Here is a 22,459-nt window from a genome sequence, read left to right as displayed (position 1 = left end):
TATCCGATTGGCAAGAATAAATTCGTCAAGTGGGGCTTGCATTACAAAGACGGAACGTACTGCGCGGTTTACGGCAAGAAAAAAGCCCACGATATGTTGTATCGCCTGAGCTACTGCGTCAATGGTTTGTCTGTCGTGCCGATGAGCACCCGCCGGAAGGCGGCGGCCTCTTTGCGCGATAACGGCGGCGAAGAAAGGGAAGCATGAGCCGCTTCAAAGCCGTGCGTTTCGCGCAGGCGCTGCCGGCCGTCGCATGCCTCGCGCTGATCTTCTTTTTCTCTTCCCAGACCTACGACGAGCAAACGATCATCCCGCTGCTGCAACGGCATATTTCTGAATTTCGGTTGTCGGCGTTGCTGCCCGACGTCTCGTTCAGGTACGGCCATTCGCTGGTTTCGGCCAAGCAAGCCCCTTACCAGTTCATCGAGTTTCTGTTTCGCAAGAGCGCGCACGTCTTTTGGTACGCTTCCCTGTGCGCCAGCCTGTATCTCGCGCTGAAGTCGCTGCCCCGTCTCGCGCCGAGCGCGCTCCATCGGCTGGGCGCGGCGGCGGCACTGATGTCGGCGGCTGCGTGCGTCGACGAATGGAATCAAGCTCGCGTCGCAGGCAGAACCGGCCAGCCGATCGACGTGCTGCTGGACGTCGGCGGCGGACTGCTGGTCACCGCGATACTCCTGGCTATCGTTGGCGCGATCAAAGCTGCCCGACGGGGGGCCGGATCCTCGCCTCTTTAACTTCGGGCGAGGGTGTTGCAACGAAATGACGCAACGAGAGGGCGCAGCGCGCGGCGGCGGCCGCAATTCTCTCATGACGGAGGGCGAACCATGCAACTTGAATCATCCGAATCCGAGCAAATGAACCGCGTATTGACGCTGTCGGACACGAAGCGGGAGCAGCGCGGGCAGATACGACTGCGAATGAACGGCGTAGCCTTGGCCCGCATCCATATCGTCCGGATCGGCGACGTTCGTCCGGCGCTGCCGCCGGCGCAGGTCGAACTGGTCGACCTGAGCCCGGCGGGCTGCTCCTTCCGGACGGCACTCCGGTTTCCGGTGCGCGACGACGCGGTTTACCGCATGGAATGGCAGTTGGAAGGCATGACCTTGAAAATCAAAGGCCGGCTCGTATGGTGCCGCGAGGACGAATACGGATTCCGCTACGGCGTGAAGTTCGCGTCCGGCGCAGTGGAGACGATCTTGCTCGTTCGGCTGCTTAATGCGTTGATTCTTAAGGCCTGCCCGCATCAAAGCCGCATTCATCGCATCTACCGTTCGCAACTGGATCCCTTGTTGCGGCGGTAGTTTTCTTTTAGTCGGCAAAGAAAGCGCTATCAATCCTGAGGTTATATTTTAACTTTTTAATGAATCGTTCTTGACAAGCAAGAAAAGGGTAAGTAAGATCAAGTCATAAGATACGATGTGTATCAAAATGTTACATATCGTGTAATGAAAGGCGATCCTGAGTCAATAACGGGAGGCGGCTCGCGATGATCCAAGGTCAATTCTACTGCGTGGCATGCAATGAGCTGATAGGATTGCTAGAAGCGAGATTGCTTTTTAAATCGGGGTATTACACCGTTATCTATCCGCTGGGCTGCTGCAGGAGCTGCTGCGCCAAGCACGGACTGAGCGACGCCGGAAATTCCGCGGAACTGCTCCGGTTGCAGAAAAGCGACGAATGGCGCTCGCCGTCTTCCGCCATGATCGCGATCTAATTTCTTGCCGGACGAAGCGTCGTCCTCCGTTCTTCCGCTTGACCCCATGCCGGAGCGGACCGATAATGAAATCAAAAGTCGGACGGGCGGGGGATCGAGGCGATGGTAAACCTGGTATTCGTGGTGGGCGGCGCGGGAGCGGGCAAGACGACGCTGGCCAAGCGGGTCGCGGCAGCGCGTCATGCGGCCTTATTCGACATGGACACGTTGCTCCGTCCGGCGGCCGAAGCGCTCATGACCCAGGCGGGGCTCGATCCGGCGGACAGAGATTCGCAGGCTTACAAGTCGCTGTGCCGAGACCTCGGCTATCGGATCACGATGGACGCCGCGCTGGAAAATGTGGCGCTGGGCACGGATACGATCGTGATCGGTCCGTTTTCCCGGGAATTGAACGATCCGGGCTGGCTGCGATCCGAGCTTGACCGGACCGGCCTGAATCCGGCTGCCGTTCGGGTCAAGGTCGTATCGGTGTTCCTCTCGGACGAGTCGCGCTACAGAGAGCGGATCGCGGGCAGAGGCGGCACGCTGGACAAATGGAAGCTCGAACATTGGGAGCGATTCAGCCTGAGCCTCGGCCGCAAGACGGTCGCCTGGCCGATGCCGTCGAATGCCGTCTTGTACGTCGACAATTCGACGGCATCTCCCGAATTCGCCGCCGGCAGGATCGAACGGTTTATTTACGGCGATACCGACGAGACCTTTGCGGACGCTGCGGACTGACCCGGTACCGCCTCGTTCGGCGTATGCGGTTTTTCGCGTCCAACGCCTCCAATCGACAATCGGCTGACTGTGCGAATGGCGTCCCCCTACCGGCATCCCCTCCTTAAGTCCCCTCCTCCTCCTCGTCGTCCCGAGCTCCCGCATTACGCGCTCTATTTCTTTTTTTGGTCGCGCCTGTCGACATTTGCTATAATGGTGAAGATTTACAAATCTACATTCGGAGGAGAAATCATGTCCCAAGCGCCCGTCGTCAGCCTGCAGAACGTATCGAAGCGCATTGGCGGCCGGACGATCATCGATCGTCTCACGCTTGAAGTGAATCCCGGCGAAGTGTTCGGATTCCTCGGCCCCAACGGTTCAGGCAAGACGACGACCATCCGCATGATGGTCGGATTGATCACGATGTCGGGCGGCGATATCTCGATCGCCGGCCATAGCGTCAAGACATCCTTTCCCCAAGCGATCGCCCGCGTCGGCGCGATCGTCGAGAACCCGGAGATGTACAAGTACCTGACGGGCTATCAGAATTTGATTCATTTCGGACGCATGAACCCGGGCATCACCAAGGCGCGCATCGACGAGGTGGTCGCGCTGGTCGGCCTGCAGGACCGCATTCACGACAAAGTCAAAAAGTATTCGCTCGGCATGCGCCAGCGGCTCGGCGTCGCGCAGGCGATCCTGCATCGCCCCGCGCTGCTGATCCTGGACGAGCCGACCAACGGCCTCGACCCGGCGGGCATCCGCGAGCTGCGCGATTATTTGCGCAAGCTGTCCAGGGAAGAAGGCACCGCCGTTTTCGTATCGAGCCATTTGCTCTCGGAGATGGAGCTCATGTGCGACCGCGTCGCCATCATCCAGAAGGGCGAACTCATCGATATCCGGTCGCTGCGCGCCGAATCCGCGGGAGCGGCTGCGGGGCTGGAGGAAGTGCTGTTCGAGGTCGACCGCCCGAGCGAGGCCGTGACCGTATTGGAGGGCCGAGGCTCGGCGCGATTCGCCGAAGGGGGCTTCAGCGTGACGGCCGATCGCGAGACGATCGCCGACATGAACGCCCGGCTGGTCGCGGCGGGGATCCGGGTTTACGGCATCCGCGTCAAGATCAAGTCGCTCGAGGACCAATTCCTCGAGGTCACCGGGGGTGAGACCATTGGCTAGCTTCTGGAATCTCGTGCAGAACGAGAATATGAAAATATACCGCCGGATCAGCACGTGGATTATGCTGGGTATTACGGTCGTCATACCGCTGCTGTTCACGGTCGCCTTCGCGCTGCTGGCCGAGGACAACAACGCGAACAACTGGGAAGCGATGATGCTGGAGTCCCAGATCCTGTTTCTCCTGATCACGATCTTCGCGGTCGTCAAGTCCTCGGAGACCGTCGCGGGCGAATTTTCCCGGGGCACGATCAAGCTGCTGCTGATCCGTCCGTGGAGCCGCTCGTCGATCTTGTTGTCCAAGTTCATCTCGATCGTCCTGTTCGCGCTCTTGTTTACCGTCGTCAGCTTCGTCGTGACTTGGCTGGCGAACGTCATCGCGTTCGGTTATACGGCGAATCCGGCCAACCTGATCTCCGAGCAGTCGCCGCTCGCGGGCAGCTCGCCTTGGGCTTACGCGCTTCGGTATTATCTGGATGAATTCATCACGCTGATCGTCGTCGTCACTTTCGGTTTCATGCTGTCCTCGGCGTTCCGCAGCAGCGGCCTCGCGATCGGACTGTCGCTGTTCCTGCTGTTCTCCGGCAGCATGATCTCGGGCCTGCTGTCGCTGACGGACAAGGCGTGGGTCAAATACGTGCTGTTCCCGCATTTGGGGCTGTCCACTTACGTGAACGGCGGCACGCCCGTACCCGACCATCCGACGACCTACGCATTCTCGCTCGGCGTATTGGCGGCGTACTTCATCATCTTCAACGTCATCTCTTGGACGGTGTTCACCAAGCGCGACGTATCGGCTTAACGGTTCGAACGGTATTTGGGCGCGGTTTCCGCTATTACGGCGGAGACCGCGTCTTCTTTGTATTTGCGAGCGCTATTTTACCTCCCGTTAACGCGTAGGACATGTCTGCGTTAATACTTCTCTACTACGATGAAGCGTAACGTTACATAGGGAGGGCTCTATTCCATGTTGAAGCATTGGCGAAAACGTACGGCGATGGTCGCGGCGGCGGCGATCCTGGCGGGCACGATCGGATCGGCGGGAGGCGCCCGGACGGCATCGGCCGCGGCGGCGCTCGCAGGAACGCCATACAACGATGCGGGGCAATACGATGTCACGGTTCCGCATGTCGTGATCAATCAGGTGTATGGCGCAGGCTTGGTCGCCGCTTCAGATGCCTGGGTTTCGCACGGCTTTATCGAATTGTACAATCCCACTTCGGCAACCGTCGATTTGACCGGTTGGTCGCTGCAATATGCGGACAGAGGCACCAGTGCTATTGCCGGCCCGACGCAGGGATGGGAAAAACTCAATCTTGCCGGATCGATTCCGGCCGGCGGTTACTTCTTAATCGCAGGGAAGGCCACCGGCGCGGCGACGCCCGTAGTCGACCTGACGGGCAGAGTCGATCTGACCTGGGACAGATATATCAACAACAAAGGACTTAAAGTGGCGCTGCTCAGTAACCAGACATTGCTGACCGACGTTAATCCGTTCGACATCGACGCTGCGCATCGAAAGGCTCCCGGCTATGTCGACATGGTGGGCACGGGGAGCAACGATGACCAGAGCACGATCGACGGATACGAGACCGCTTATCCGACTGGTTCGGCGCAAGGCACATCCAAGAAAAAGGCAATCAGACGTAAAGTTAAGGATAACGTCAATGGCCAAGATTTAGACAACAACCAATCCGACTTTATCCAAATCGACTATTCCTCAAGTTCGCTGGATTTGGCGGCTGTCGGACCGCATCTGAAGCCGATCGTCCAACCGCTCGAGCTCCGTACAAGCGCGCTGTCCGCAGCCTACGTGGGATCGCCTTATTCCGCGACGATCGCGGTATACGGAGGTACCGCGCCGTTTACATTCGCTGCCGAGGGACTTCCCGAAGGCCTTAAGCTGGACGCGGCCAAGGGCAAGATCACCGGCATTCCGCAAGCGGCGGGAGAGTCGACGGTGAAGCTGTCGGTGAAGGACGCCGTCTATCCGACGTCCAAGGAGGTTTCCGCCAGCGTGACGCTGCGCGTGAACGCGTCCACGACGGGCTCCGTTTTTGAAAATGGCATCGAGGTCACGAAGCTGGGCGGCTTCATCGCGGACAAGCCCAATGACGACGGCGGCGTCGCCGAGATCGTCAAGTACAACAAAGATAACGGCAAGTTCTATCTGGTAGATGGCGCGGGCGACCCGCCCTCGCTGAAGATCGTCGAACTTGGGGACGGTACCAATCTCAAGCAGACCGGCGAAGTCGAAGTGAAGGATCTCGCTGAGACGAACGGATTTGCGTACGGCGATCTGACCAGCGTCGACATCAATACGGCGGCCAAGCGGATCGCGGTCTCGGTACAAGAAGAAGACGGCATGAAGCCCGGCAAGATTCTGGCGCTGGACTATGACGGCAAGCTGCTCGCTTCCTATGAAACCGGCGTACAGCCGGACATGATTAAGTCGACGAAGGACGGCAGGTACATCCTGACCGCAGACGAAGGCGAGCCGCGCACGGAGGGCCATGATCCCGAGGGCAGCATCACGATCGTGGACACGCAGACCGGTACCGTGAAGCACGTCAAGTTCGACGATCCTTCCGTCATTGCGGACGACGTGCATATCCGAGGCGCGGGGGATCCAGTAACGAAGCAAATTACCGGCAGCGGCACGAAGGCGGACGCGATTCGCGATCTCGAGCCCGAATACATCGCGCTCTCTTCCGACGAAGGCACGGCATACGTGACTTTACAGGAAAACAATGCGGTTGCCGCGATTAACGTCGCTGCCGGCAAAGTGCTGTGGGTAAAGGGGCTAGGACTGAAGGATCTGAACGATCCGGCCAACCGGCTGGACCTGGTTAAGGACGGCGTCATTCAGCTGGAAAACGTGCCGTTCTACGGCGTCTACATGCCGGACGGCGTCGCCTCCTTCCAAGCCGGCGGCAAGACGTACCTGGTGACAGGCAACGAAGGCGACGCGACGGAGTGGGAAGACCGGGTCACGGCGAGCACGATCAAAAAGATGAAGGGAAGTCTGGATCCGGACTCCGCGGCAGCGAAGTTCTTGAAGGGAACGACAAGGTACGACGGCGTGGAAGTCATGAGCGACATGGGCAACGGCAGCATTTATTTGTACGGCGGCCGCTCGTTTTCGATTTGGGATGCCGCTACGATGACGCAGGTATCGGATACGGGCAGCGATTTTGAGCGTATCACGGCGCAGCGCTATCCGAACAACTTCAATGCCAGCAACAGCAGCAGCAAGACGGGCGTCGACGAGCGAAGCGCGAAAAAGGGACCGGAGCCCGAGGACGTGAAAACGGGTTTGGTCGGCACGAAGACGCTGGCTTTCGCGGGCCTCGAGCGCATCGGCGGCGTCATGACGTACGACGTGACGGATCCGTCCAAGCCGCAGTTCTTGAACTACACGAACACGCGGAATTTCTCGGCCGGCGCCAATGAAAATACGGACAGCGGGCCGGAAGGCTTGGAGTTCATCGCGGCCGCGGACAGCCCGACCGGTTATCCGCTGCTGCTGGTCGCCAACGAAGTAGGCGGCACGGTGTCGGTGCTGCAGCTGAACGTCTCCAAGGTCAAGCTCGACCGTTCGACGTTGACGCTAACCGCGGGCGGCTCCGTCGGCGGCTTGACGGCGACGGCGACCGCTGCCGGCGGTTCGGCTACTACGGTCGCATGGGCCAGCTCTAATCCGGCAGTCGCTGCGGTAGACGAAAAAGGCCGCGTGACGCCGGTCTCGGCCGGCACGGCAGTGATCGCGGCGGTCACGGCGGACGGATACGCGAAGGCGGAAGCCGTCGTTACGGTAACTTCGGCCAGCAACCCTTACGTTCCGACGCCTGCGCCGAGCGCGACGCCTACGCCATCGCCGTCTCCGTCCGATCAGACCGAGACGTATGGCGACGTGACGGTTAATTTGAACGGCAGTGCGGCTGTCATCAAGCTGTCCGGCGATTCGGCCGGAGACGGCTCCCATGCGGTTGCCCTGCTGCCGGCGGAAGCGGTCGCCAAGCTGACGAGCGGCGCGATCAAGACGCTGACCGTCGAGACGGATACCGCGACGCTGTCGTTCGATGAGGACGCCATCGCGGCGATCGGCTCGGCTGCGGGCAAAGGCGCGGTGAAGCTGGACGTTCGCAAGCTCACCGGGGCAGATGCGGCTTCCTCCTTGCCGGAGAGCGCGCGCAGCGGCGTGCAAGCCGCAGTGGGCGACCGCCCGGTCATCGAGCTGAAGCTGTCGGCGGACGGCAAGTCGCTGCATGAATTCGGCGACGGCAAGGTCAAGATCGAGCTGCCTTACGCGAAGCGGGCTAACGAAGACGTCTCCGGCATCGTCGTCCGCTATATCGCCGACGACGGCCGGATCGAGACGCTGCCAGGCGGCGTTTACGATGCGGCATTGGGGACGCTGCGCTTCTCCGTCTCGCACTTCTCCATGTACGGCGTCGGTTACGAGAATCGTACGTTCGCCGATACCGCTGGCAGCTTCGCGATCAACGATATCGCTTATCTGGCGGCTCGCGGCATTCTGGACGGCGTCGGCCAAAACGTCTTCGCGCCGAAGCGCAGCGTGACGCGCGCCGATCTGACGGTTATGCTCGCCAGGATCGCTGGTGCGGACCTGGACGCTTACCAAGGCAAGGCTTCCGGCTTCGCCGACGTGAAGAGCGGCGACTACTTTGCCGGCGCCGTCGCTTGGGCGGCCGATGGCGGCATCGTGACCGGCACGGGCGCAGGCCGCTTCGACCCGCGCGCCGCGTTGACCCGGGCGGACCTTGCGGTCATGCTCGTCAAGTTTGCCGCGGCGGAAGGCATCGCGCTGCCGGCCGCGCAAGCGTCCGCGACATTCACGGACGCTGCCGCGATCCCGGCCTATGCTTCGCAGGCCGTAGAGGCGGTGCAGCGCGCCGGCATCGTCTCCGGCCGTCCTGCGGCAGGCGGCGCAGGCCTCGCCTTCGCGCCGAAGTCCACGGCAACGCGCGAAGAGCTGGCGAAAATGCTGGCCGCCTTCGTGAAGCTGTCGGTTTAATCGTTAGCGGAGCCGGCCAACAGCAGCATCGCCAACTCCACGAGAGGGGATAGCCGGCGGCCCCGGCTGGCTCGCTCCCAAAAGGTCCGCCCCAGCGGAGCCCCGCTCGCGTCATCACCGTCGACGCGAGCGAGGCTCTTTTTTCGCCGCCGCCATCCTTGCCGCGCCTCTGCCTAAACCGTGCCTCCCGGGTTATACTGTTATCACGGACGAGCGCCACCTGCGCTTTTCCTTAAGAAATCCTGGATCCGGACCGTCCGAGCAATCGCGCATATCAATCGTGGGTAAGGGTAGGTAGATACAAAAGACAAACATACGGGGGGAGGTTCGTACGGGTGACGACGTGGCTGCTGCTGGCGCTGATCATTTTCATCTTCCAGTCCGGCACGATCCTCGTGCTGGAGTATCGCCGTCCGGCTAACGCCATGGCATGGCTGTTCATCTTGTTTTTGTTTCCGATCGTCGGCTTCATTCTTTATTACTTCCTCGCCCGCGAGTATGTCCGTCGCCGCAAGGTCCGCCGCAGAGGCGGCGTGGACGAGCAACGCCGGGGCGAGATCTTGACGAAGAGCCATCTGATCAACGAGCCGGGAGAAGTACCGGGCGGCCGGTTCGCGGACGAGGCGAGGTTGTTCCGTACGCTGCGCAAGGCAGGAGCGTCTCCGATCACCGGCTGCAACAAATCGCGGGTGCTGACGAACGGGCAAATGACGTACGACGCGATGATGAAAGCGATCCGCGGCGCCCGGCACCACATTCACTTCGCTACCTACATATACCGGGACGACGAGATCGGCCGCATGTTCCGCGATGCCATGATCGAGAAAGCGAAGGAAGGCGTCCAGATTCGGCTTATCTACGACGGCATTGGCAGCGTCAAGCTGAGCAAGTCTTTTTTCGCCGCGTTCGAAGAGGCCGGCGCCGAATACGCATGCTTTTTCCCGCTCCGCCCGGCTTTTATGAAGAAACGCATGAACTACCGCAATCACCGCAAGATCCTCGTCGTGGACGGTACCAAAGGCTTCGTCGGCGGGATCAACGTCGGCTCGGAGTATTTGGGCAGGCACAAGAAGCTCGGTTTTTGGCGCGATACGCATCTCGAACTGGAGGGCGACGCGGTATACGGGCTGCAAGAGGTATTCCTCAAGGACTGGGAGCTCGCGACCAAGCAGCGTCCGAGCGATCCGGGTTATCTGCCGGAGCATGGCTGCGCGGGAAACGAGGTCGTGCAGATCGTCGCCGGCGGCCCGAACAGGCGGGCCGACGCGATTCACGAGACGCTGTTCGCGATCCTGGCGACGGCAAAGCGGCGGATCTGGATCACGACGCCATACTTCATTCCGAGCGCTGGCGTCGTCATGGCGCTCAAGACCGCCGCGATGAGCGGCGTCGACGTGCGCATGATCGTGCCGCTGATTTCCGACACGAAGCTCGTGCATGCCGCGACGATGTCTTACGTGGACGAGATGATGAGCTGCGGCATCCGGTTTTGGCAGTACGAGCGGGGCTTCATCCATGCGAAAGTCGTCATCGTCGACGACCTGATCGCGTCGGTCGGGACGGCGAACATGGATCTGCGCAGCTTCTTCAGCAACTTCGAGACGAACGCCTACTTATTCCACCCGGACGCCATCGCCGCGCTAAAGCGCGACTTCCGGCAGGATCTCAAGGACAGCAGGGAGCTGGAGCTGTCGTCGTTCCGCAAGCGCTCCGGCGGACGCAAAGCCGCGGAGGCGCTCTGCCGCATGCTGTCCCCGTTGCTTTAACTATCGAGCGCAGGAAGACTTTTCAGTTCGGCTTGATCTGCTTCAGCACGTCTCCGAGCCGCTGCGGCTTCATCGACCCGATGAGGTCGCCGCGCTTCCGCAGCCGTTCGGCGATGTTCGTCAAGTTGAAGTCGGCGGGGCTCGGATCGGCGCGCACCTCGCTCCAATCGAGCGGCGTCGATACCGGCGCTCCCGCGCGGGCGCGCGGCGAGTAAGCCGCGACCAGGGTGCGGCCTGGATAATACTGCAGGTAATCGAGGTAAATGAGCGATCCGCGGTTTTTCTTTAGCCGTTCGACGGTGAAGAGCCGCGGGTTTTTGGCGGTCAAATAGTCGGAGACGAACTTGCCGAACCGTCGGAGGTCATCGTAGGTCGGGCCGGGTTCGATGCGCATGACGACTTGAATGCCCGTCGCGCCGGAGGTTTTGGGCACGGCTTCAAGTCCGAGCGAATGCAGCAGGTCGCCGACCTTGTCCGCGGCTTCCATGATTCTCGGCTCGACCTCGAGGCTCGGATCGATATCGAGCATCCAGCGGTCGGGCAGCGGCATGCCGATCCGTTCGCAGGACACGTGAAATTCCAGCGCATACAAGCTGCCCATCCAGAGCAGCGTCGGCAAAGAATCGAGGACGACGTACCGGATGCCGCCTTCCGTCTCGGTTCTGACGAACTCCGGAACGGGCGTCGGCGCGTTTTTTTGATAAAAGGACTTGCCTGCATAGCCCTCAGGGAAGCGAATCGTCGTTAAATGGCGCCCTTCGCTGTGGGGCAGCAAATACGGCGCCAATTCGGCCAGCGTCCGAACGTAGCGAAGTTTATCGATGCCCATATCGGGCCATAGCAGTTTGTCGGGATGGGAGACGAGCAGCTCGCGGTCGCCGAGCCGCAGCGTGACCGGGGACATCGTAGCCGGCGCCATGGGCGTTCCTCCGTTCTAAAGCCGCCCCTGTTGCCTCGAGGCGAATGTCTTCCTAGTGTAGCCGTTAATCCGGCGCCCCATTCCCCGATCGTACCGCCATTCGAGGCACCGCCGCGCGGCAATCTGACGGGCGATGTCGCCGCGGCGATCAGCCGTCCGGTCAAACTAGGCGATATCCGCACTTTTGCCTCCGGACGCTCATACAACAATAAAGAAAGCGCTTGGGGAGGGATCGCTACGGATATGCCGCTGCTGCACCATGCCGGCGCGCTGCTGTCGCTCGCGTTGGTGTTTTGGACGGGGTCTTCGCTATTCGCCGTGCTCCACCCCGGTACCGTGCGCGTCCTGGCCCGCGTCGGACGGGATGGAGAGACCGGGGGGCCTGCACCGGCGTCCGATTGGCGAATACGCCTGCAAGGCGGCTTGATGAGCTTGGCGGGCCTGATCTTGCTGGCGTTGCCGATGCTGCTGTAGGTTGGCCGCCGACGCAAAAAAGATGCCGCCGAAGTCATTCGCATGACTTTGGCAGGCATCTTTTTTTATGATACGAGTCAGCCGGTGAACTCTTGTACCCATTCGCCGTTATAGTAGGCGACCCCGATCGACTTGAAGTTCGCGTTCAGGATGTTCGCCTTGTGGCCCGCGCTGTTCATCCACGCGGTCATGACTTCCGTCGGCGATTGCTGGCCCATCGCGATATTCTCGCCGGCGTAGCTGTACGTCACGCCGAACTGCTTCATCATGTCGAACGGCGAACCGTACGTCGGCGAAGTATGGTCGAAGTAGTTATTGTTGTACATGTCCTTCGCCTTCGCGTCGGCGACCGTCGTCAGTTTGGCATCGGTCTTCAGCGCGGACAAGCCGGCTTTGGCGCGTTCCTGGTTGACGAGATTGACGACTTGAGCGGCGAAGCCGGATTTTTGAACGCTCGTGCCGGAGCCCGCAGAGCCGCTGCCTGCAGGTACGGAAGGCGAGGTCGTCGGCGCTGGCGTGGCGGTCGGAGCCGGAGCCGGAGCCGGGGGCGGCGTCGGCTTAGGCGAAGCCGTAGGGACAGTCGTAGGCGCCGTCGGCTTGACCGGAGCGGGCGTGGCCGCAGGCGCGGTCGGCGCCGGCATCGTTGTCGGCTTGGTTGGCGTCCAACCGCCGGTCGTGCCGCCGTTCAGCTGCGACAGCAGCGATTGCCAATCAAACGAACCGAGATATTGCTGAAGTTGGGAAGCGTCGAACTTATATGTGTAAGTCTGGGTCGACTGGGTCGTCGTCGCGGCATTCGCGGAAGCGCCGAACGGAACGGCGAGCGACAGCAGAAGCGCGCCGGAAACAGCCAGTTGACCGATACGAGTGTTCTTCATATAAGAGAATTCCTCCTTAGAATGTAAGCCTGCGAGGTTAGCTGACGGGTTAGGTCGGAGTACGCCCTGCCGCGGCTGCGGCTTCACCCCGTATACTTGGTTCCCCCGCGCCCTGTCGGGCTTCGGCTCGGATGTCTCACATTCTATCAGCGGAATCTCGCAGGTTCACGGCATAAATATTACCACGGCCCATATGCTGGGAAATATGAAAACGGCCGATCCGCGTCCCGCGCGAGTTTCGGCAGCGTCGACCGTCGCTTCTTAGAATATTCTCATCGTTTGAGGGCAGATGATGATCATATCCTTCTTCCAGGCGCCGCTCTTTTCTTTGTGGCAGGTGCCGTGTTTCACGAGGGCGTGGACTCGCTCCTTTTCCAGATCGGCGTAGGTCATTTTCATGACCATTGTGGGACATCCCCCCTTGCGCCTTCGTCGCGTCTAATAACTGTTAAAAAGCCATTATTTTTCTTGAACGCGACATCCTGGGGGGAAATAAGTGTTGAAGCGCAGTTAAATGGTTACTTTCGACCGTAATGTCCCGGTTTTCATCTCATTAATTGCGTTTGAACACTTATTTCGTCTCCGGCCCAGTTCACCGCGCCGATTTACTGCTTTTAAACACTTATTGCTCCTCAGCTCCCCCGCTCAACGGTGTCAAGATCAGCCTAGTCGCGCCGTACCCCCCTCCAATTGAATGCTGGAGCTATACCCGTTTTCTTCCTCCGGCAGCTCCACTCCGTCAAATATGGCTGCTCGACACCTCCCATTTAACAAGGAACGGGCAAAAAAAGGCCGTCTCTAAGGTCGGTTCATGAACCTTTTGAGACAGCCTCAGCGTCATCCGGCCGATCGCCGGCGAATGTTAGCCTAATCGCCTTACAGTACGAGGCTGAAGAGATTCTGCCGCCCATCAAGGCTTCGGCTCTGTCGCCTTGCGTCTGCGGGACGGCGCGGCCTTGGGACTTGCGCCGACGGCTTCCGCTCCGCCTGCGGCAGCCGCCTCGGGTATCGCAGGCTTCGCGCGCGTGCGCTTCGGCTTGTCCGCCGCAGGCGCCAGATCCGCTTCGCCGGTATCGCCCCGGATCGCCGACTTGCGTCCGGCGGCGCGGCTCGCCGTCGCTCCGCCGGCGGGCGCTTCGCCCGTCTTGACCGCGGCGAGGCTGGCCTGCAGCGCGGACATCAGGTCGATGACGTTGGTCCGCTCCGCCGCCGGCGCGGTCACCACGTCGACGCCTTGTCCCGCGACCTTGCGGCCGATGGCGTCCAGCATCGCCGTTCGGTAGTCGTCCGTGTACTTGGCCGCGTCGAACGGCGCGGACAGCTGTTCGATAAGCAGCTTGGCCATATCGAGCTCGCGATCGTTGACGTTCTGGCTTTGCGGCAGCCCGGGCACGCCCGAGATCGCGCGGATCTCGTCGGGATAGAACATCGTCTCCATGCAGATGCAGTTGTCTACGCAGCGAATAGCGGCCAGGCTGCTCTTGCTGCGAATCGCGATCTTCGCGATGCCGATCCGGCCGGACTGCCGCATCGCTTCGAGCAGCAAGCCGTAGGCGCCTGCGCCGGCTTGATCGGGCGACAGATAGTACGTTTTTTGATAGAACATCGGGTCGATCTCCTCGAGCGCGACGAAGTCGAGGATCTGAATCGTCCGCGTATTTTCCGGCTTGATGGCTTCGAGCTCATCCTCGTCGAACAGCACGAACCTTCCCTTTTCGTATTCGTAGCCTTTCGTGATTTCCTCCCACTCGACCGCCCTTTCGCAGTGCGGGCAGCTTTTGGCGTAGGAGATCGGCGTGCCGCAGGCTTTGTGAATTTGCCGCAGGTGCACGTCTTTGTCCTCCGTAGCGGTGAACATTTTCACCGGCACGTGCACGAGCCCGAAGCTGATGGCGCCTTTCCATACCGTATGCATGACGCTTAGCCTCCTCATGATTCCGTATACCATTCAGGATTCCCAACGTTGTATGGGATTCATACCGTCTGGGCATCCTGTACCGGACGATCTTTCATTCGAAACGAACAATCACGGCGAAGGGAGCGGCGTTCATGAACGAAGAGCAGGCGGCGGACGGGCGGGACCACATTCACGAAGGCCGAGACATCTACGACATGGACATCGACCGGATGATCAACGAGGGACTCGGCGGCGGCCAGGTGACCTTCGACAACGGGTTGATCGAGGAGACGACGACCGACACGATGCGGGAAAAAGAGGGGGACGATCCGTCATGAACACGCAGAGGGCCAAGCAAATTTTCGACTCAAAGGACATGATCGCCGTCAAGCTGGAAGGCCAGCCGGTCTGGATCGAAGAAGTGGACGAAGCGAACGGCATGGCGACGGTGCAGATCGGGCAAAAGCCGACCAACGTGCAGACGGTGTCTGTCGACCGGCTGTCGGAATAGCGCGTGGCGGCTTAGAAGCGGCGTAAAAAAGATCGTTTCCGTTCCGAGGCCAGCGCTCGGGGGAACGATCTTATTGTTATTTGGCGGATATCTCGAATTCGGCGGCAAGCTTGCCTTCGACTTTCCGAACGTCGCTTCTCTCCTTCGCGACGCGCGATTGTAGGATATCGTTTACGAATAACACTTCGAAAAGTTGCTTCTTCCGGTTGATGACGGGATTCTCCGCATAAGAAAAGCAGGAGAAGAATAGGTATGAGGATGCGTTTCGCTGCGCAGAGTTCGTGGGGCGAGGCGACGCGGCTTTGCTGCGGGATGCGGCGCGAATGAACGCCGTGTACGGAGGCAGACAGCGATCGACGGTCGCCGTTACGCGCTCGTCCGGTGTTTGAAAACGCTGTCTGCCGGGTAAAGTTTCGTATAACCAACTCATGCACGAGAAGGGAGAGCATTCATATGGATCGGCATACGGAAGGCTGGAGCGACAAAATCAAAGGCGCCGTCAACCAGGCGAAGGGCGAGGCCAAGGACCAATGGGGCAACCTCACCGACGATCCCGGTCTCCAGGCAAGAGGCAAATGGGATAAAGCCAAGGGCAAGGTACAGGAAGAGATCGGCGAATGGAAGGAAAACACCAAGGCACGCACGGATCACTGACGTTTCCTCTTTATATAAGGTTTTGCCGGGCGTTCGCGCCGTCGGAACGCAGAAACGCAGCCCAAAGGCTGCGTTTTTGCTATAATCTAGCAATTTGTGCGAATATATAAACGATGCCAGCCATATAATCGATTAAAGACAAGGACAGGCCGTCGGCCTGAAGGGGCGGTACATTTGGAAAAGAAGGCGTCGATCCGCAAAATTCCGGTGCAATATCCGTTAGGGACAAAACAGATATCGGGCTTCGTCCTGCTTTTCTTGCTCTCGCTGGGCAACGTGATTCATGGCGCCGAACATTTTTTCTTGTACGTCCAAGCGGCGCTTATGACGCTGAGCGGCGGTTGCCTCGCCTATCTGCTCATTCGCCGGAAAGTGTTGAAGGCGGAGCTGACGCTGGCGGGCAGCCGTCTGACCGTGAACGGCCTTACGATCACGGGGGATTCGCTCCGCGAGCTGCGGATTAATCGAGGTCTCGTCGGCCTGCTGCCGCGCGGTAAAAAGGTCGTGCCCGTGCGTCTTTGCCTCGATCTGAAGGACAGGAGCGCCGGCTTGTTGTTGCTGCGTTGGGCTGAGAAGCAGGGCGTGCCCGTCAGGCAGGGGAGCTTCATGCGCTGGCTTTAAGGGCGAAGTCGCGCCCGTCGTCTTCGCGTCATTCCCCTTCGGATTCGACGATCGACTTGCCGGCCGCAAAGAGCACGGCGAGGCCGGCGACCATGCAGAAGGATAAGATGAGTATATATAGCATGCTGCGCAAACACCTCCTCGAACGGTCAGGGCTTCAACAGGGCTAAGAAGACGGCCAGCACGACGACGACGCAGAGCGCGTACAGCAAGCCTAGACGCGTCCATTTCTTCCCCGTGCCGCTGCCATAGCCCGCGTTTTCGCTCCGGTTGGCTTTGGACCAGCCGACGGTTAGCGTGCCCGCGAGCCCTGCGATCATGATGATGAATACCAAGCCGACCATATAAACCATGCTCATGGGGCCGCATCTCCTTTTTTCGGAGGCGCCAACCCGCCGGCCATTGCTTCGGGGTTAGCCTCCTTGTCGTTGCTACAAGCATAGGAGGCTTTTCGTCTGCCGGCATCCTCCAATCCGCCGATTTTTACGCCCATCCAATTTATCCTCCAATCGAAGGCCCTATTTCCTGCCGGCGCGCTTGCCGGGCTCCTTAGGTATGGGGATAATGGAAGCATTGGAGGGACGGCGCATGTGGCAACCCGATCGCGCGTTGGACAAGCCGGTGTACCGGCAGATCGCCGAGCATTTCGAACAGAGGATCAAATCGGGGGGAGCTGACGGCAGGCAGCCCGCTGCCCGCCGAACGCAAGCTGGCTGCGCAACTGGCCGTCAACCGGACGACCGTGATCCAATCCTACGAGGAGCTGCGCGCTTCGGGCTGGGTCGTGAGCAAGGTAGGCAGCGGCACCGTCGTAGCCGGCGGAGACGCCTCTCCGCTGCGTCCGGCGGATTGGCGAAAATATTTGGACGTCGGAACGATGCTGCCGAATTCGGACGCGATGCGCCGCATCCGGTCCGGATTGCGCAAGGAAGAAGGCCTCGTGGATTTCGCGAGCGGGGAGTTGTCGGAGGAGCTGTTTCCGGGAGAGACGGTGCGCGGCATTTTTAAAGAGCAACCCTACGATGGCCCGCTTGGCTACGACGACCCGCAGGGTTATGGTCCGTTTCGCGAAGCGTTGGCCGCCTTCTTGTCGAAGCATCTGCGTATAAGGTCTTCGGCTTCTTCCCTGTTGATCACGTCGGGTTCGCAGCAATCGCTTTTTTTTGATCGTGCAATGCTTGCTGAATCACGGCGATGCCGTGGGCGTCGAGACGCCTTCGTACTGCTTTTCGCTGCCGCTGCTGCAGTCTGCGGGGCTGCGGGTGTATCCGCTGCCGGTCGGCCCGGCGGGCATCGACCCGGATGACGTTCTGCGGCTGCATCGCCGGCACCGGCTCAAGATGCTGTTTTTGAATCCCAATTTCCAGAATCCGACGGGATCGGTGCTGTCCGGCGAACGGCGGGCCGCATTGCTGAGAATCGCGGAAAAGGAAGGCATTCCGATCGTGGAGGACGATCCGTTCAGCTTGACCGCATTCGACGGCCGGCCGCCGTTGCCGCTGAAGGCCGAGGATGCGGGCGGCCGCATCTTGTACGTCGGTTCGTTGTCCAAGATCGCGGCGTCGGGACTTCGGGTCGGCTGGCTGGCGGGCCCGCAGGAGATCGTCTCGCGGCTCGCGGACGCGCGGCAGCAGATGGACTTCGGGATGAGCGTCATCCCGCAGTGGCTGGCCGCCAAGCTGATCGAAGGAGCGGCGTTCGACAGGCAGATCGGCCGGCTGCGCGTCCGATTGGCAGAGCGTCTCGACGAGCTGCGCGCGAGCCTCGATTATCATCTGCCGGGCCTCGTATCGTTCGAACCGCCGGGCGGCGGTCTGAATCTGTGGGCGAAGTGGCTCGGAGCATCGGATCCGCGGCAGCTACGGGTACTCGAACGCGCGATGTCGGCGGGCGTCGCCTATGTACCGGGGCAAGTATTCGGCGCGGAAGAGCCGAGCTTGCGGCTATGCTATGCGAAGCCGGATGCGGGACAGATCGAACTCGGCGTCATGAGGCTGAAGGAGGCGTTGCTGCGAAGCTAGCGGAAGAGCGGACGCCGGCAGAGCCGCTGTTCAAGACAGTCCGCCCGGTTGGTGCCGCTATCGCGGTATGGGAGCGGCCGATGGCTTGATCCGTCGCCGGCGAAGCATCCACAGCGCTGCGAACAGCACTGCGTATGCGAAGACAGGAGCGGCCGCGCCCCAGGCTGCCGGCGCGTAGAACGCGAGGCTGGCGCCGGCGCCGTATGCGGCCGCCCGATAGGGCGCGACAAGGGCGGCCGAAGCGGCGCTCGTCGCTAGCGGGGCCGGCACGGGTTCGTCTTGCAGCCGTGCGGCGCCCCTCCACAAGCGCCATGCGCGGGGCAAGGCTGTCAGCCAGACGGCCCCGATCGGCAGCGCGATCAGCGCCATCTGCAGCGACGCCCGTCCGAAGGGGAGTGCGTCGTCGGAAGATCGCGCCAGCAGCCACACGGCCGCGCCTGCCCCGATGGCCGACAGCGTGGCGAGCGCGGTCCACGTGAGCAGCTTGCGAGACTTGCGGGAGAGCCGTTCGGCCGATCCGAACCATCTCAGCTTGCCGGCCCTGTTTCCGGCTGTCCATGCGAATGCGAGCAACATTAGCGTGAAGCACGCAGCGAGGCCGTTTAAGGCGCTGTACACGAGTCATTCCCCCCGTTCGATTCGTTCGTTATCTAACGTCATCATAACCTGCCGGCCCAGCCAGCCGGCACCTCCCCGAGGATAAAACCGCTTCCGACTTCGGGCGGGGCGGGAATTGGACTCGCGAAGGGCGCATCTCCTTAGGGGACGCCTTTCTTGGCTTTGCAAGTTCGCCCCTGCACCGATATAATTAAGGACAACCTGCGGACCATCCGCATTGAAGGAGAACGATCGACATGCACGATTGGAGCGAAGGCGGCAGACAAGCCGCCGGCGCCGGACGATTCGTGCTGGAGCTGAGGTCCGAGGCGGACACGGTGCGTTTCGCCGAACGGCTGGCGGACCTGTGCGTCCCCGGCGCGCTGATCGCGCTGGACGGCGATCTGGGCGCGGGCAAGACCCGCTTCGCGAAGGCGTTCGCGGCCGGTCTTGGCGTGCCGGGGATGGTGAACAGCCCGACGTTTACGATCGTCAAAGAGTACGAAGGCGGCCGATTGCCGCTCTATCATATGGACGTGTACCGCTTGTCGATCGAGGAAGCCGACGAGCTGGGACTGGACGAGTATTTCGAGGGCAACGGCGTTTCGCTCGTCGAGTGGGCTTCGCTCGTCGAACCGCTTCTGTCTCCCGAACGCCTGCATATACGGCTCGAGCTGACCGGACCGGAGAGCAGGCTGGCCATATGCGAACCGATCGGCGCCAGGTACGAGGCGTGGTGCAGGGAGCTTGGGCTTCGGCCGGCGAAGGGGGGAGGGGAGCGGCGATGACGTTAACGGATAATAGGACGGCAGGCGAAAATCCGCTGATGCTGTGCTTCGACACGTCTACGGCCGTGTTGGCAGCGTCGGTGTGCCGGGGCGCGGAGGTTCTGGCGAGCCGGCACTCCCATGCCGAGCGCAATCATGCCGTGCGCATCGTGTCCGATTTGAAGGCGCTGCTGAAAGAGGCTGGCGTCGGCGAGGTCGACGCGATCGCGGTCGGGCAGGGCCCGGGTTCGTATACGGGCGTGCGCATCGGCGTGTCCGCGGCCAAGACGCTGGCTTGGGCCTGGGACAAGCCGCTCGTCGGTCTCTCCAGCCTCGAGACGCTCGCGATGGCGGCGGGTCCTTATTTGCGCGGGGAAAAACAAGCGGCGGAAGCGGATCCCTTCGCCGCACGCCTAACGGGGCAGCCCGTCTGGATCGTCCCGATTATGGACGCGCGCCGCGGTCAAGTTTACGGCGCGCGCTTCGAGACGGCCGATGGATCCGTCTGGCGCAGGCTCGACGAAGACGCGATCCGGCTCATCGGCGATTGGGGCTCCGCGCTTGCCGCGAGCGCGGCCGAAGCGGGCGCGCAGCTCGCGTTCGTCGGCGAGATCGGCCCGCACGCGGCCGCCCTTGCGGCGCTCGAAGGCGCGGTCGCGCTGCCGCTGACGATAGACGCGGGCGAGATGGGCGAACTCGCGGCAGAACGACTGGCTCAGGGGCTCGTTGACGACGTTCATCGCTTCGCGCCCAACTACACGCAGCTGACCGAAGCCGAGACCAAGCTCGGAGACGGCGCCCGGACGGAGGGACAAGCTTGAACGACAAGATCGAGTTCCGGTCGATGAGTCTCGCGGACATCGATGACATCGTGGAGATCGAGCGGGAGGCTTTTACCGCGCCGTGGACGCCGGAAGCCTTTCATAATGAACTGACGCAAAACTTGTTCGCCAAGTATATGGTGATGTCCGAAGGCGACGAAGTGCTCGGTTACGGAGGCATGTGGCTCATCGTGGACGAGGCGCACGTGACGAACATCGCGGTACGCGAGGCGTATCGCGGCAAGGGTCTCGGCGAGCGGCTGCTGCGTGAGCTGATGCGGACCGCGGCCTGGCTCGGGGCGGCGCGGATGACGCTCGAAGTGAGAGTGTCCAACGAACGCGCGCAGCGCCTCTACCGCAAGTTGGGCTTCGGTCCCGCGGGGCTTCGGCCAGGCTACTATTCGGACAACAACGAGGATGCGCTCATCATGTGGGCGGACCTGGATCCGTCGCTTGGCCGGGAGCGCGGGGGGGGAAGTCATCATGATGGCGAACGTATCGGAAAAGAAAGATGGGAGCCTGCTGCTCGCGATCGAGACGAGCTGCGACGAGACGTCCGCCGCCGTCGTGCGGGGCGGGCGCGAGGTACTCTCCAACATCGTCTCGAGCCAGATCGAGACGCATCGCCGCTTCGGCGGCGTCGTGCCGGAGATCGCTTCGCGCAAGCACGTCGAGAGCATTACGGTGATTATCCAGGAAGCGTTGACGGAGGCCGGCGTATCGCGGCAGGCCATCGACGCGGTCGCCGTCACGCAGGGCCCGGGCCTGATCGGCGCGCTGCTGGTCGGCGTCGTGGCAGCCAAGGCGCTGGCGCTCGCGCTGGACGTCCCGCTGATCGGCACGCATCATATCGCCGGGCATATCTATGCGAACCGGCTCGTCGGGGATATCGTATACCCGGCGCTTGCGCTTGTCGTTTCCGGCGGTCATACGGAACTGGTGCTGCTGCCGGAAGAAGGCGTCTTCAAGATCATCGGACGCACGCGCGACGACGCGGTCGGCGAGGCTTACGACAAGGTTGCGCGCGCGCTGTCCTTCCCTTACCCGGGCGGCCCGCACGTGGACAAGCTGGCGCACCAGGCGGAGGAAGAGATCGTGCTGCCTCGCGCATGGCTGGAGGACGACTCTTACGATTTTAGCTTCAGCGGCCTCAAGTCGGCCGTGCTGGCGGAGATCAACCGGACGAAAATGAAGGGGCTGGAGCCGTCCTTCGGAGCGCTCGCGCGCGGGTTCCAGAGCTCGGTCGTCGACGTCGTAACGACAAAAGCGATGCGCGCAGCCGCCGAATTCGGCGCGCGCCAGCTGCTGCTATGCGGAGGGGTCGCGGCCAACCGGGGCATCCGCGAGCGGCTTGCGGCGCTCTGCGGGGAAGCCGGGCTGCCGATGCTCGTGCCGCCCATGTCCCTGTGCAGCGACAATGCCGCCATGATCGGCGCCGCCGCGGACTTGAAGTGGCGCAGAGGGCAGTTCTCGTCGCTGGATCTGGCAGCTTCCGCGCAGGTGTCGCTGGAGGCATGGTCCGTAACTTTGTAGGTTCATGTGAGGTTTTGAATTATTATGTTAATTTAGTTGACATGAACTGACGGCCGTGTTAAAGTAACAGCATACCCCCTTTTGAAAAGCGCTTGAACGGTTCGACACCGACCCCGTCGACCGTTCGGGCGCTTTTCTGCGTCTTGCCATCCGTTCCGATGGACATTTTTAAGGTTTCCGGATCCGTTCCATTCGGGAAGCGGTGCGGGCTCGAGTTCCTAATCGCGTAAAAGTCAATGGCTGCAGCTCCCAAATCAGCGCATGGAAGATGTGGGCAAAGTTATCCACACCCCCTGTGCGTAATGTGGATAAGCATCCGAAATGTGTTGGGAGAGTAAACGCAGCGTAATTTTGAAAACGTGGATTACATTTTCAT

Annotated in this window: 25 protein-coding genes, 2 pseudogenes and 1 riboswitch; of the genes and pseudogenes, 20 read left to right on the top strand and 7 right to left on the bottom strand. The window is 61.2% G+C overall.

The window, feature by feature from the left end; genetic code table 11:
* Window positions 1-36 precede the first annotated feature (36 nt).
* The 9 genes from OMP38_RS07775 (at window position 37) to cls (ending at window position 10,390) form a co-directional block, all read left to right on the top strand.
* Window positions 37-207 carry a hypothetical protein gene (locus tag OMP38_RS07775; RefSeq protein ID WP_277564565.1) on the top strand — a complete coding sequence of 57 codons (171 nt, stop codon included), beginning with the start codon at window positions 37-39 and terminating at the stop codon, window positions 205-207.
* A complete protein-coding gene (locus OMP38_RS07770; protein ID WP_277564564.1) occupies window positions 204-734 on the top strand; it encodes a VanZ family protein in 531 nt (176 codons plus the stop codon). Before OMP38_RS07775 ends, OMP38_RS07770 begins: the two co-directional genes overlap by 4 nt.
* Before the next feature lie 90 nt (window positions 735-824).
* Window positions 825-1,301 (top strand): PilZ domain-containing protein, encoded by a 477-nt coding sequence (locus OMP38_RS07765; RefSeq protein WP_277564563.1) that lies wholly within the window; start codon window positions 825-827, stop codon window positions 1,299-1,301.
* A gap of 185 nt (window positions 1,302-1,486) precedes the next feature.
* The gene (locus OMP38_RS07760) at window positions 1,487-1,714 is read left to right on the top strand and encodes a hypothetical protein (RefSeq protein WP_277564562.1); all 228 of its coding nucleotides are present in this window, start codon (window positions 1,487-1,489) and stop codon (window positions 1,712-1,714) included.
* A 102-nt stretch (window positions 1,715-1,816) separates the two neighbouring features.
* Window positions 1,817-2,434, top strand: coding sequence for a P-loop nucleotide/nucleoside kinase family protein (locus OMP38_RS07755; protein WP_277564561.1), 618 nt, complete (start codon window positions 1,817-1,819; stop codon window positions 2,432-2,434).
* Window positions 2,435-2,665: 231 nt separating this feature from the next.
* A complete protein-coding gene (locus OMP38_RS07750) occupies window positions 2,666-3,589 on the top strand; it encodes an ABC transporter ATP-binding protein (protein WP_277564560.1) in 924 nt (307 codons plus the stop codon).
* The gene (locus OMP38_RS07745) at window positions 3,573-4,388 is read left to right on the top strand and encodes an ABC transporter permease (protein ID WP_277564559.1); all 816 of its coding nucleotides are present in this window, start codon (window positions 3,573-3,575) and stop codon (window positions 4,386-4,388) included. The genes OMP38_RS07750 and OMP38_RS07745 overlap by 17 nt, the downstream gene beginning before the upstream one ends.
* 165 nt (window positions 4,389-4,553) lie before the next feature.
* On the top strand, window positions 4,554-8,624 hold the full coding sequence (locus OMP38_RS07740) for a choice-of-anchor I family protein (protein WP_277564558.1): 4,071 nt from the start codon (window positions 4,554-4,556) through the stop codon (window positions 8,622-8,624).
* Window positions 8,625-8,959: 335 nt separating this feature from the next.
* Window positions 8,960-10,390, top strand: coding sequence for a cardiolipin synthase (gene cls, locus OMP38_RS07735; protein WP_277564557.1), 1,431 nt, complete (start codon window positions 8,960-8,962; stop codon window positions 10,388-10,390).
* A gap of 22 nt (window positions 10,391-10,412) precedes the next feature.
* On the opposite strand, the gene ligD is transcribed toward cls, so the two are convergent.
* Window positions 10,413-11,309: a non-homologous end-joining DNA ligase gene (gene ligD / locus OMP38_RS07730; protein WP_277564556.1), complete on the bottom strand. Its 897-nt coding sequence runs from the start codon at window positions 11,307-11,309 to the stop codon at window positions 10,413-10,415.
* A 243-nt stretch (window positions 11,310-11,552) separates the two neighbouring features.
* On the opposite strand from ligD, the gene OMP38_RS07725 reads away from it, so the two are divergent.
* Window positions 11,553-11,783 carry a hypothetical protein gene (locus tag OMP38_RS07725; RefSeq protein ID WP_277564555.1) on the top strand — a complete coding sequence of 77 codons (231 nt, stop codon included), beginning with the start codon at window positions 11,553-11,555 and terminating at the stop codon, window positions 11,781-11,783.
* A gap of 77 nt (window positions 11,784-11,860) precedes the next feature.
* Here OMP38_RS07725 and OMP38_RS07720 read toward each other — a convergent pair whose 3' ends face one another.
* From OMP38_RS07720 to ku, 3 genes are all read right to left on the bottom strand, one after another.
* On the bottom strand, window positions 11,861-12,661 hold the full coding sequence (locus tag OMP38_RS07720) for a CAP domain-containing protein (RefSeq protein ID WP_277564554.1): 801 nt from the start codon (window positions 12,659-12,661) through the stop codon (window positions 11,861-11,863).
* 10 nt (window positions 12,662-12,671) lie between these two features.
* Window positions 12,672-12,799, bottom strand: a riboswitch (cyclic di-AMP (ydaO/yuaA leader).
* A 123-nt stretch (window positions 12,800-12,922) separates the two neighbouring features.
* Window positions 12,923-13,066 carry a hypothetical protein gene (locus OMP38_RS07715; RefSeq protein WP_277564553.1) on the bottom strand — a complete coding sequence of 48 codons (144 nt, stop codon included), beginning with the start codon at window positions 13,064-13,066 and terminating at the stop codon, window positions 12,923-12,925.
* A 505-nt stretch (window positions 13,067-13,571) separates the two neighbouring features.
* Entirely contained in the window at window positions 13,572-14,576 is a 1,005-nt protein-coding gene (gene ku, locus OMP38_RS07710) for a non-homologous end joining protein Ku (RefSeq protein ID WP_277564552.1), read from the bottom strand.
* Window positions 14,577-14,710: 134 nt separating this feature from the next.
* Here ku and OMP38_RS07705 point away from each other — a divergent pair, with 134 nt between their 5' ends.
* The 4 genes from OMP38_RS07705 (at window position 14,711) to OMP38_RS07690 (ending at window position 16,344) form a co-directional block, all read left to right on the top strand.
* The gene (locus OMP38_RS07705) at window positions 14,711-14,896 is read left to right on the top strand and encodes a hypothetical protein (protein ID WP_277564551.1); all 186 of its coding nucleotides are present in this window, start codon (window positions 14,711-14,713) and stop codon (window positions 14,894-14,896) included.
* Window positions 14,893-15,069 (top strand): H-type small acid-soluble spore protein, encoded by a 177-nt coding sequence (locus OMP38_RS07700; RefSeq protein ID WP_277564550.1) that lies wholly within the window; start codon window positions 14,893-14,895, stop codon window positions 15,067-15,069. The genes OMP38_RS07705 and OMP38_RS07700 overlap by 4 nt, the downstream gene beginning before the upstream one ends.
* Before the next feature lie 453 nt (window positions 15,070-15,522).
* The gene (locus OMP38_RS07695; protein WP_277564549.1) at window positions 15,523-15,723 is read left to right on the top strand and encodes a CsbD family protein; all 201 of its coding nucleotides are present in this window, start codon (window positions 15,523-15,525) and stop codon (window positions 15,721-15,723) included.
* Window positions 15,724-15,897: 174 nt separating this feature from the next.
* Window positions 15,898-16,344: a hypothetical protein gene (locus OMP38_RS07690; protein WP_277564548.1), complete on the top strand. Its 447-nt coding sequence runs from the start codon at window positions 15,898-15,900 to the stop codon at window positions 16,342-16,344.
* Between the two features lie 149 nt (window positions 16,345-16,493).
* Here the strand turns inward: OMP38_RS07690 and OMP38_RS07685 are convergent, their stop codons facing one another.
* Window positions 16,494-16,703 carry a hypothetical protein gene (locus OMP38_RS07685; protein ID WP_277564547.1) on the bottom strand — a complete coding sequence of 70 codons (210 nt, stop codon included), beginning with the start codon at window positions 16,701-16,703 and terminating at the stop codon, window positions 16,494-16,496.
* A 242-nt stretch (window positions 16,704-16,945) separates the two neighbouring features.
* On the opposite strand from OMP38_RS07685, the pseudogene OMP38_RS34545 reads away from it, so the two are divergent.
* Window positions 16,946-17,098, top strand: a pseudogene (locus OMP38_RS34545) (GntR family transcriptional regulator); the annotation flags it as partial.
* Here the strand turns inward: OMP38_RS34545 and OMP38_RS34540 are convergent.
* Window positions 17,098-17,271, bottom strand: a complete 174-nt coding sequence (locus OMP38_RS34540; protein WP_338130431.1) for a hypothetical protein — start codon at window positions 17,269-17,271, stop codon at window positions 17,098-17,100. The pseudogene OMP38_RS34545 and the gene OMP38_RS34540 overlap by 1 nt on opposite strands.
* Window positions 17,272-17,513: 242 nt before the next feature.
* Between OMP38_RS34540 and OMP38_RS34535 the strand changes: the two genes are divergently transcribed.
* Window positions 17,514-18,365: an aminotransferase-like domain-containing protein gene (locus tag OMP38_RS34535; protein ID WP_338130485.1), complete on the top strand. Its 852-nt coding sequence runs from the start codon at window positions 17,514-17,516 to the stop codon at window positions 18,363-18,365.
* A 57-nt stretch (window positions 18,366-18,422) separates the two neighbouring features.
* Here OMP38_RS34535 and OMP38_RS07675 read toward each other — a convergent pair whose 3' ends face one another.
* Window positions 18,423-18,983 (bottom strand): hypothetical protein, encoded by a 561-nt coding sequence (locus tag OMP38_RS07675; RefSeq protein WP_277564546.1) that lies wholly within the window; start codon window positions 18,981-18,983, stop codon window positions 18,423-18,425.
* Window positions 18,984-19,219: 236 nt separating this feature from the next.
* Here OMP38_RS07675 and tsaE point away from each other — a divergent pair, with 236 nt between their 5' ends.
* From tsaE to tsaD, 4 genes and pseudogenes are all read left to right on the top strand, one after another.
* A complete protein-coding gene (tsaE, locus tag OMP38_RS07670; RefSeq protein WP_277564545.1) occupies window positions 19,220-19,750 on the top strand; it encodes a tRNA (adenosine(37)-N6)-threonylcarbamoyltransferase complex ATPase subunit type 1 TsaE in 531 nt (176 codons plus the stop codon).
* Window positions 19,747-20,550 (top strand): tRNA (adenosine(37)-N6)-threonylcarbamoyltransferase complex dimerization subunit type 1 TsaB, encoded by an 804-nt coding sequence (tsaB, locus tag OMP38_RS07665; RefSeq protein ID WP_277564544.1) that lies wholly within the window; start codon window positions 19,747-19,749, stop codon window positions 20,548-20,550. The genes tsaE and tsaB overlap by 4 nt, the downstream gene beginning before the upstream one ends.
* Window positions 20,547-21,011 (top strand): annotated as a pseudogene (rimI, locus tag OMP38_RS07660) (ribosomal protein S18-alanine N-acetyltransferase); the annotation flags it as partial. The gene tsaB and the pseudogene rimI, both read left to right, overlap by 4 nt.
* Before the next feature lie 25 nt (window positions 21,012-21,036).
* A complete protein-coding gene (tsaD, locus tag OMP38_RS07655) occupies window positions 21,037-22,083 on the top strand; it encodes a tRNA (adenosine(37)-N6)-threonylcarbamoyltransferase complex transferase subunit TsaD (protein ID WP_420869628.1) in 1,047 nt (348 codons plus the stop codon).
* The last annotated feature ends 376 nt before the right edge of the window (window positions 22,084-22,459 follow it).

Source organism: Cohnella ginsengisoli (genome assembly GCF_029525555.1).
GTDB classification, from domain to species: domain Bacteria; phylum Bacillota; class Bacilli; order Paenibacillales; family Paenibacillaceae; genus Cohnella; species Cohnella ginsengisoli.
Note: the sequence above shows the minus strand (reverse complement) of the source record. Positions and strands in the feature narration are given on the sequence as shown.

Excerpts from the sequence above, each read along its gene's own strand:
- OMP38_RS07770 (WP_277564564.1), top strand. The coding sequence starts at position 204 with ATGAGCCGCTTCAAAGCCGTGCGTTTCGCGCAGGCGCTGCCGGCCGTC.
- OMP38_RS07765 (WP_277564563.1), top strand. The coding sequence starts at position 825 with ATGCAACTTGAATCATCCGAATCCGAGCAAATGAACCGCGTATTGACG.
- OMP38_RS07760 (WP_277564562.1), top strand. The coding sequence starts at position 1,487 with ATGATCCAAGGTCAATTCTACTGCGTGGCATGCAATGAGCTGATAGGA.
- OMP38_RS07755 (WP_277564561.1), top strand. The coding sequence starts at position 1,817 with ATGGTAAACCTGGTATTCGTGGTGGGCGGCGCGGGAGCGGGCAAGACG.
- OMP38_RS07750 (WP_277564560.1), top strand. The coding sequence starts at position 2,666 with ATGTCCCAAGCGCCCGTCGTCAGCCTGCAGAACGTATCGAAGCGCATT.
- OMP38_RS07740 (WP_277564558.1), top strand. The coding sequence starts at position 4,554 with ATGTTGAAGCATTGGCGAAAACGTACGGCGATGGTCGCGGCGGCGGCG.
- ligD (WP_277564556.1), bottom strand. The coding sequence starts at position 11,309 with ATGGCGCCGGCTACGATGTCCCCGGTCACGCTGCGGCTCGGCGACCGC.
- OMP38_RS07725 (WP_277564555.1), top strand. The coding sequence starts at position 11,553 with ATGCCGCTGCTGCACCATGCCGGCGCGCTGCTGTCGCTCGCGTTGGTG.
- OMP38_RS07720 (WP_277564554.1), bottom strand. The coding sequence starts at position 12,661 with ATGAAGAACACTCGTATCGGTCAACTGGCTGTTTCCGGCGCGCTTCTG.
- OMP38_RS07715 (WP_277564553.1), bottom strand. The coding sequence starts at position 13,066 with ATGGTCATGAAAATGACCTACGCCGATCTGGAAAAGGAGCGAGTCCAC.
- ku (WP_277564552.1), bottom strand. The coding sequence starts at position 14,576 with ATGCATACGGTATGGAAAGGCGCCATCAGCTTCGGGCTCGTGCACGTG.
- OMP38_RS07705 (WP_277564551.1), top strand. The coding sequence starts at position 14,711 with ATGAACGAAGAGCAGGCGGCGGACGGGCGGGACCACATTCACGAAGGC.
- OMP38_RS07700 (WP_277564550.1), top strand. The coding sequence starts at position 14,893 with ATGAACACGCAGAGGGCCAAGCAAATTTTCGACTCAAAGGACATGATC.
- OMP38_RS07695 (WP_277564549.1), top strand. The coding sequence starts at position 15,523 with ATGGATCGGCATACGGAAGGCTGGAGCGACAAAATCAAAGGCGCCGTC.
- OMP38_RS07685 (WP_277564547.1), bottom strand. The coding sequence starts at position 16,703 with ATGAGCATGGTTTATATGGTCGGCTTGGTATTCATCATCATGATCGCA.
- tsaE (WP_277564545.1), top strand. The coding sequence starts at position 19,220 with ATGCACGATTGGAGCGAAGGCGGCAGACAAGCCGCCGGCGCCGGACGA.
- tsaB (WP_277564544.1), top strand. The coding sequence starts at position 19,747 with ATGACGTTAACGGATAATAGGACGGCAGGCGAAAATCCGCTGATGCTG.
- tsaD (WP_420869628.1), top strand. The coding sequence starts at position 21,037 with ATGGCGAACGTATCGGAAAAGAAAGATGGGAGCCTGCTGCTCGCGATC.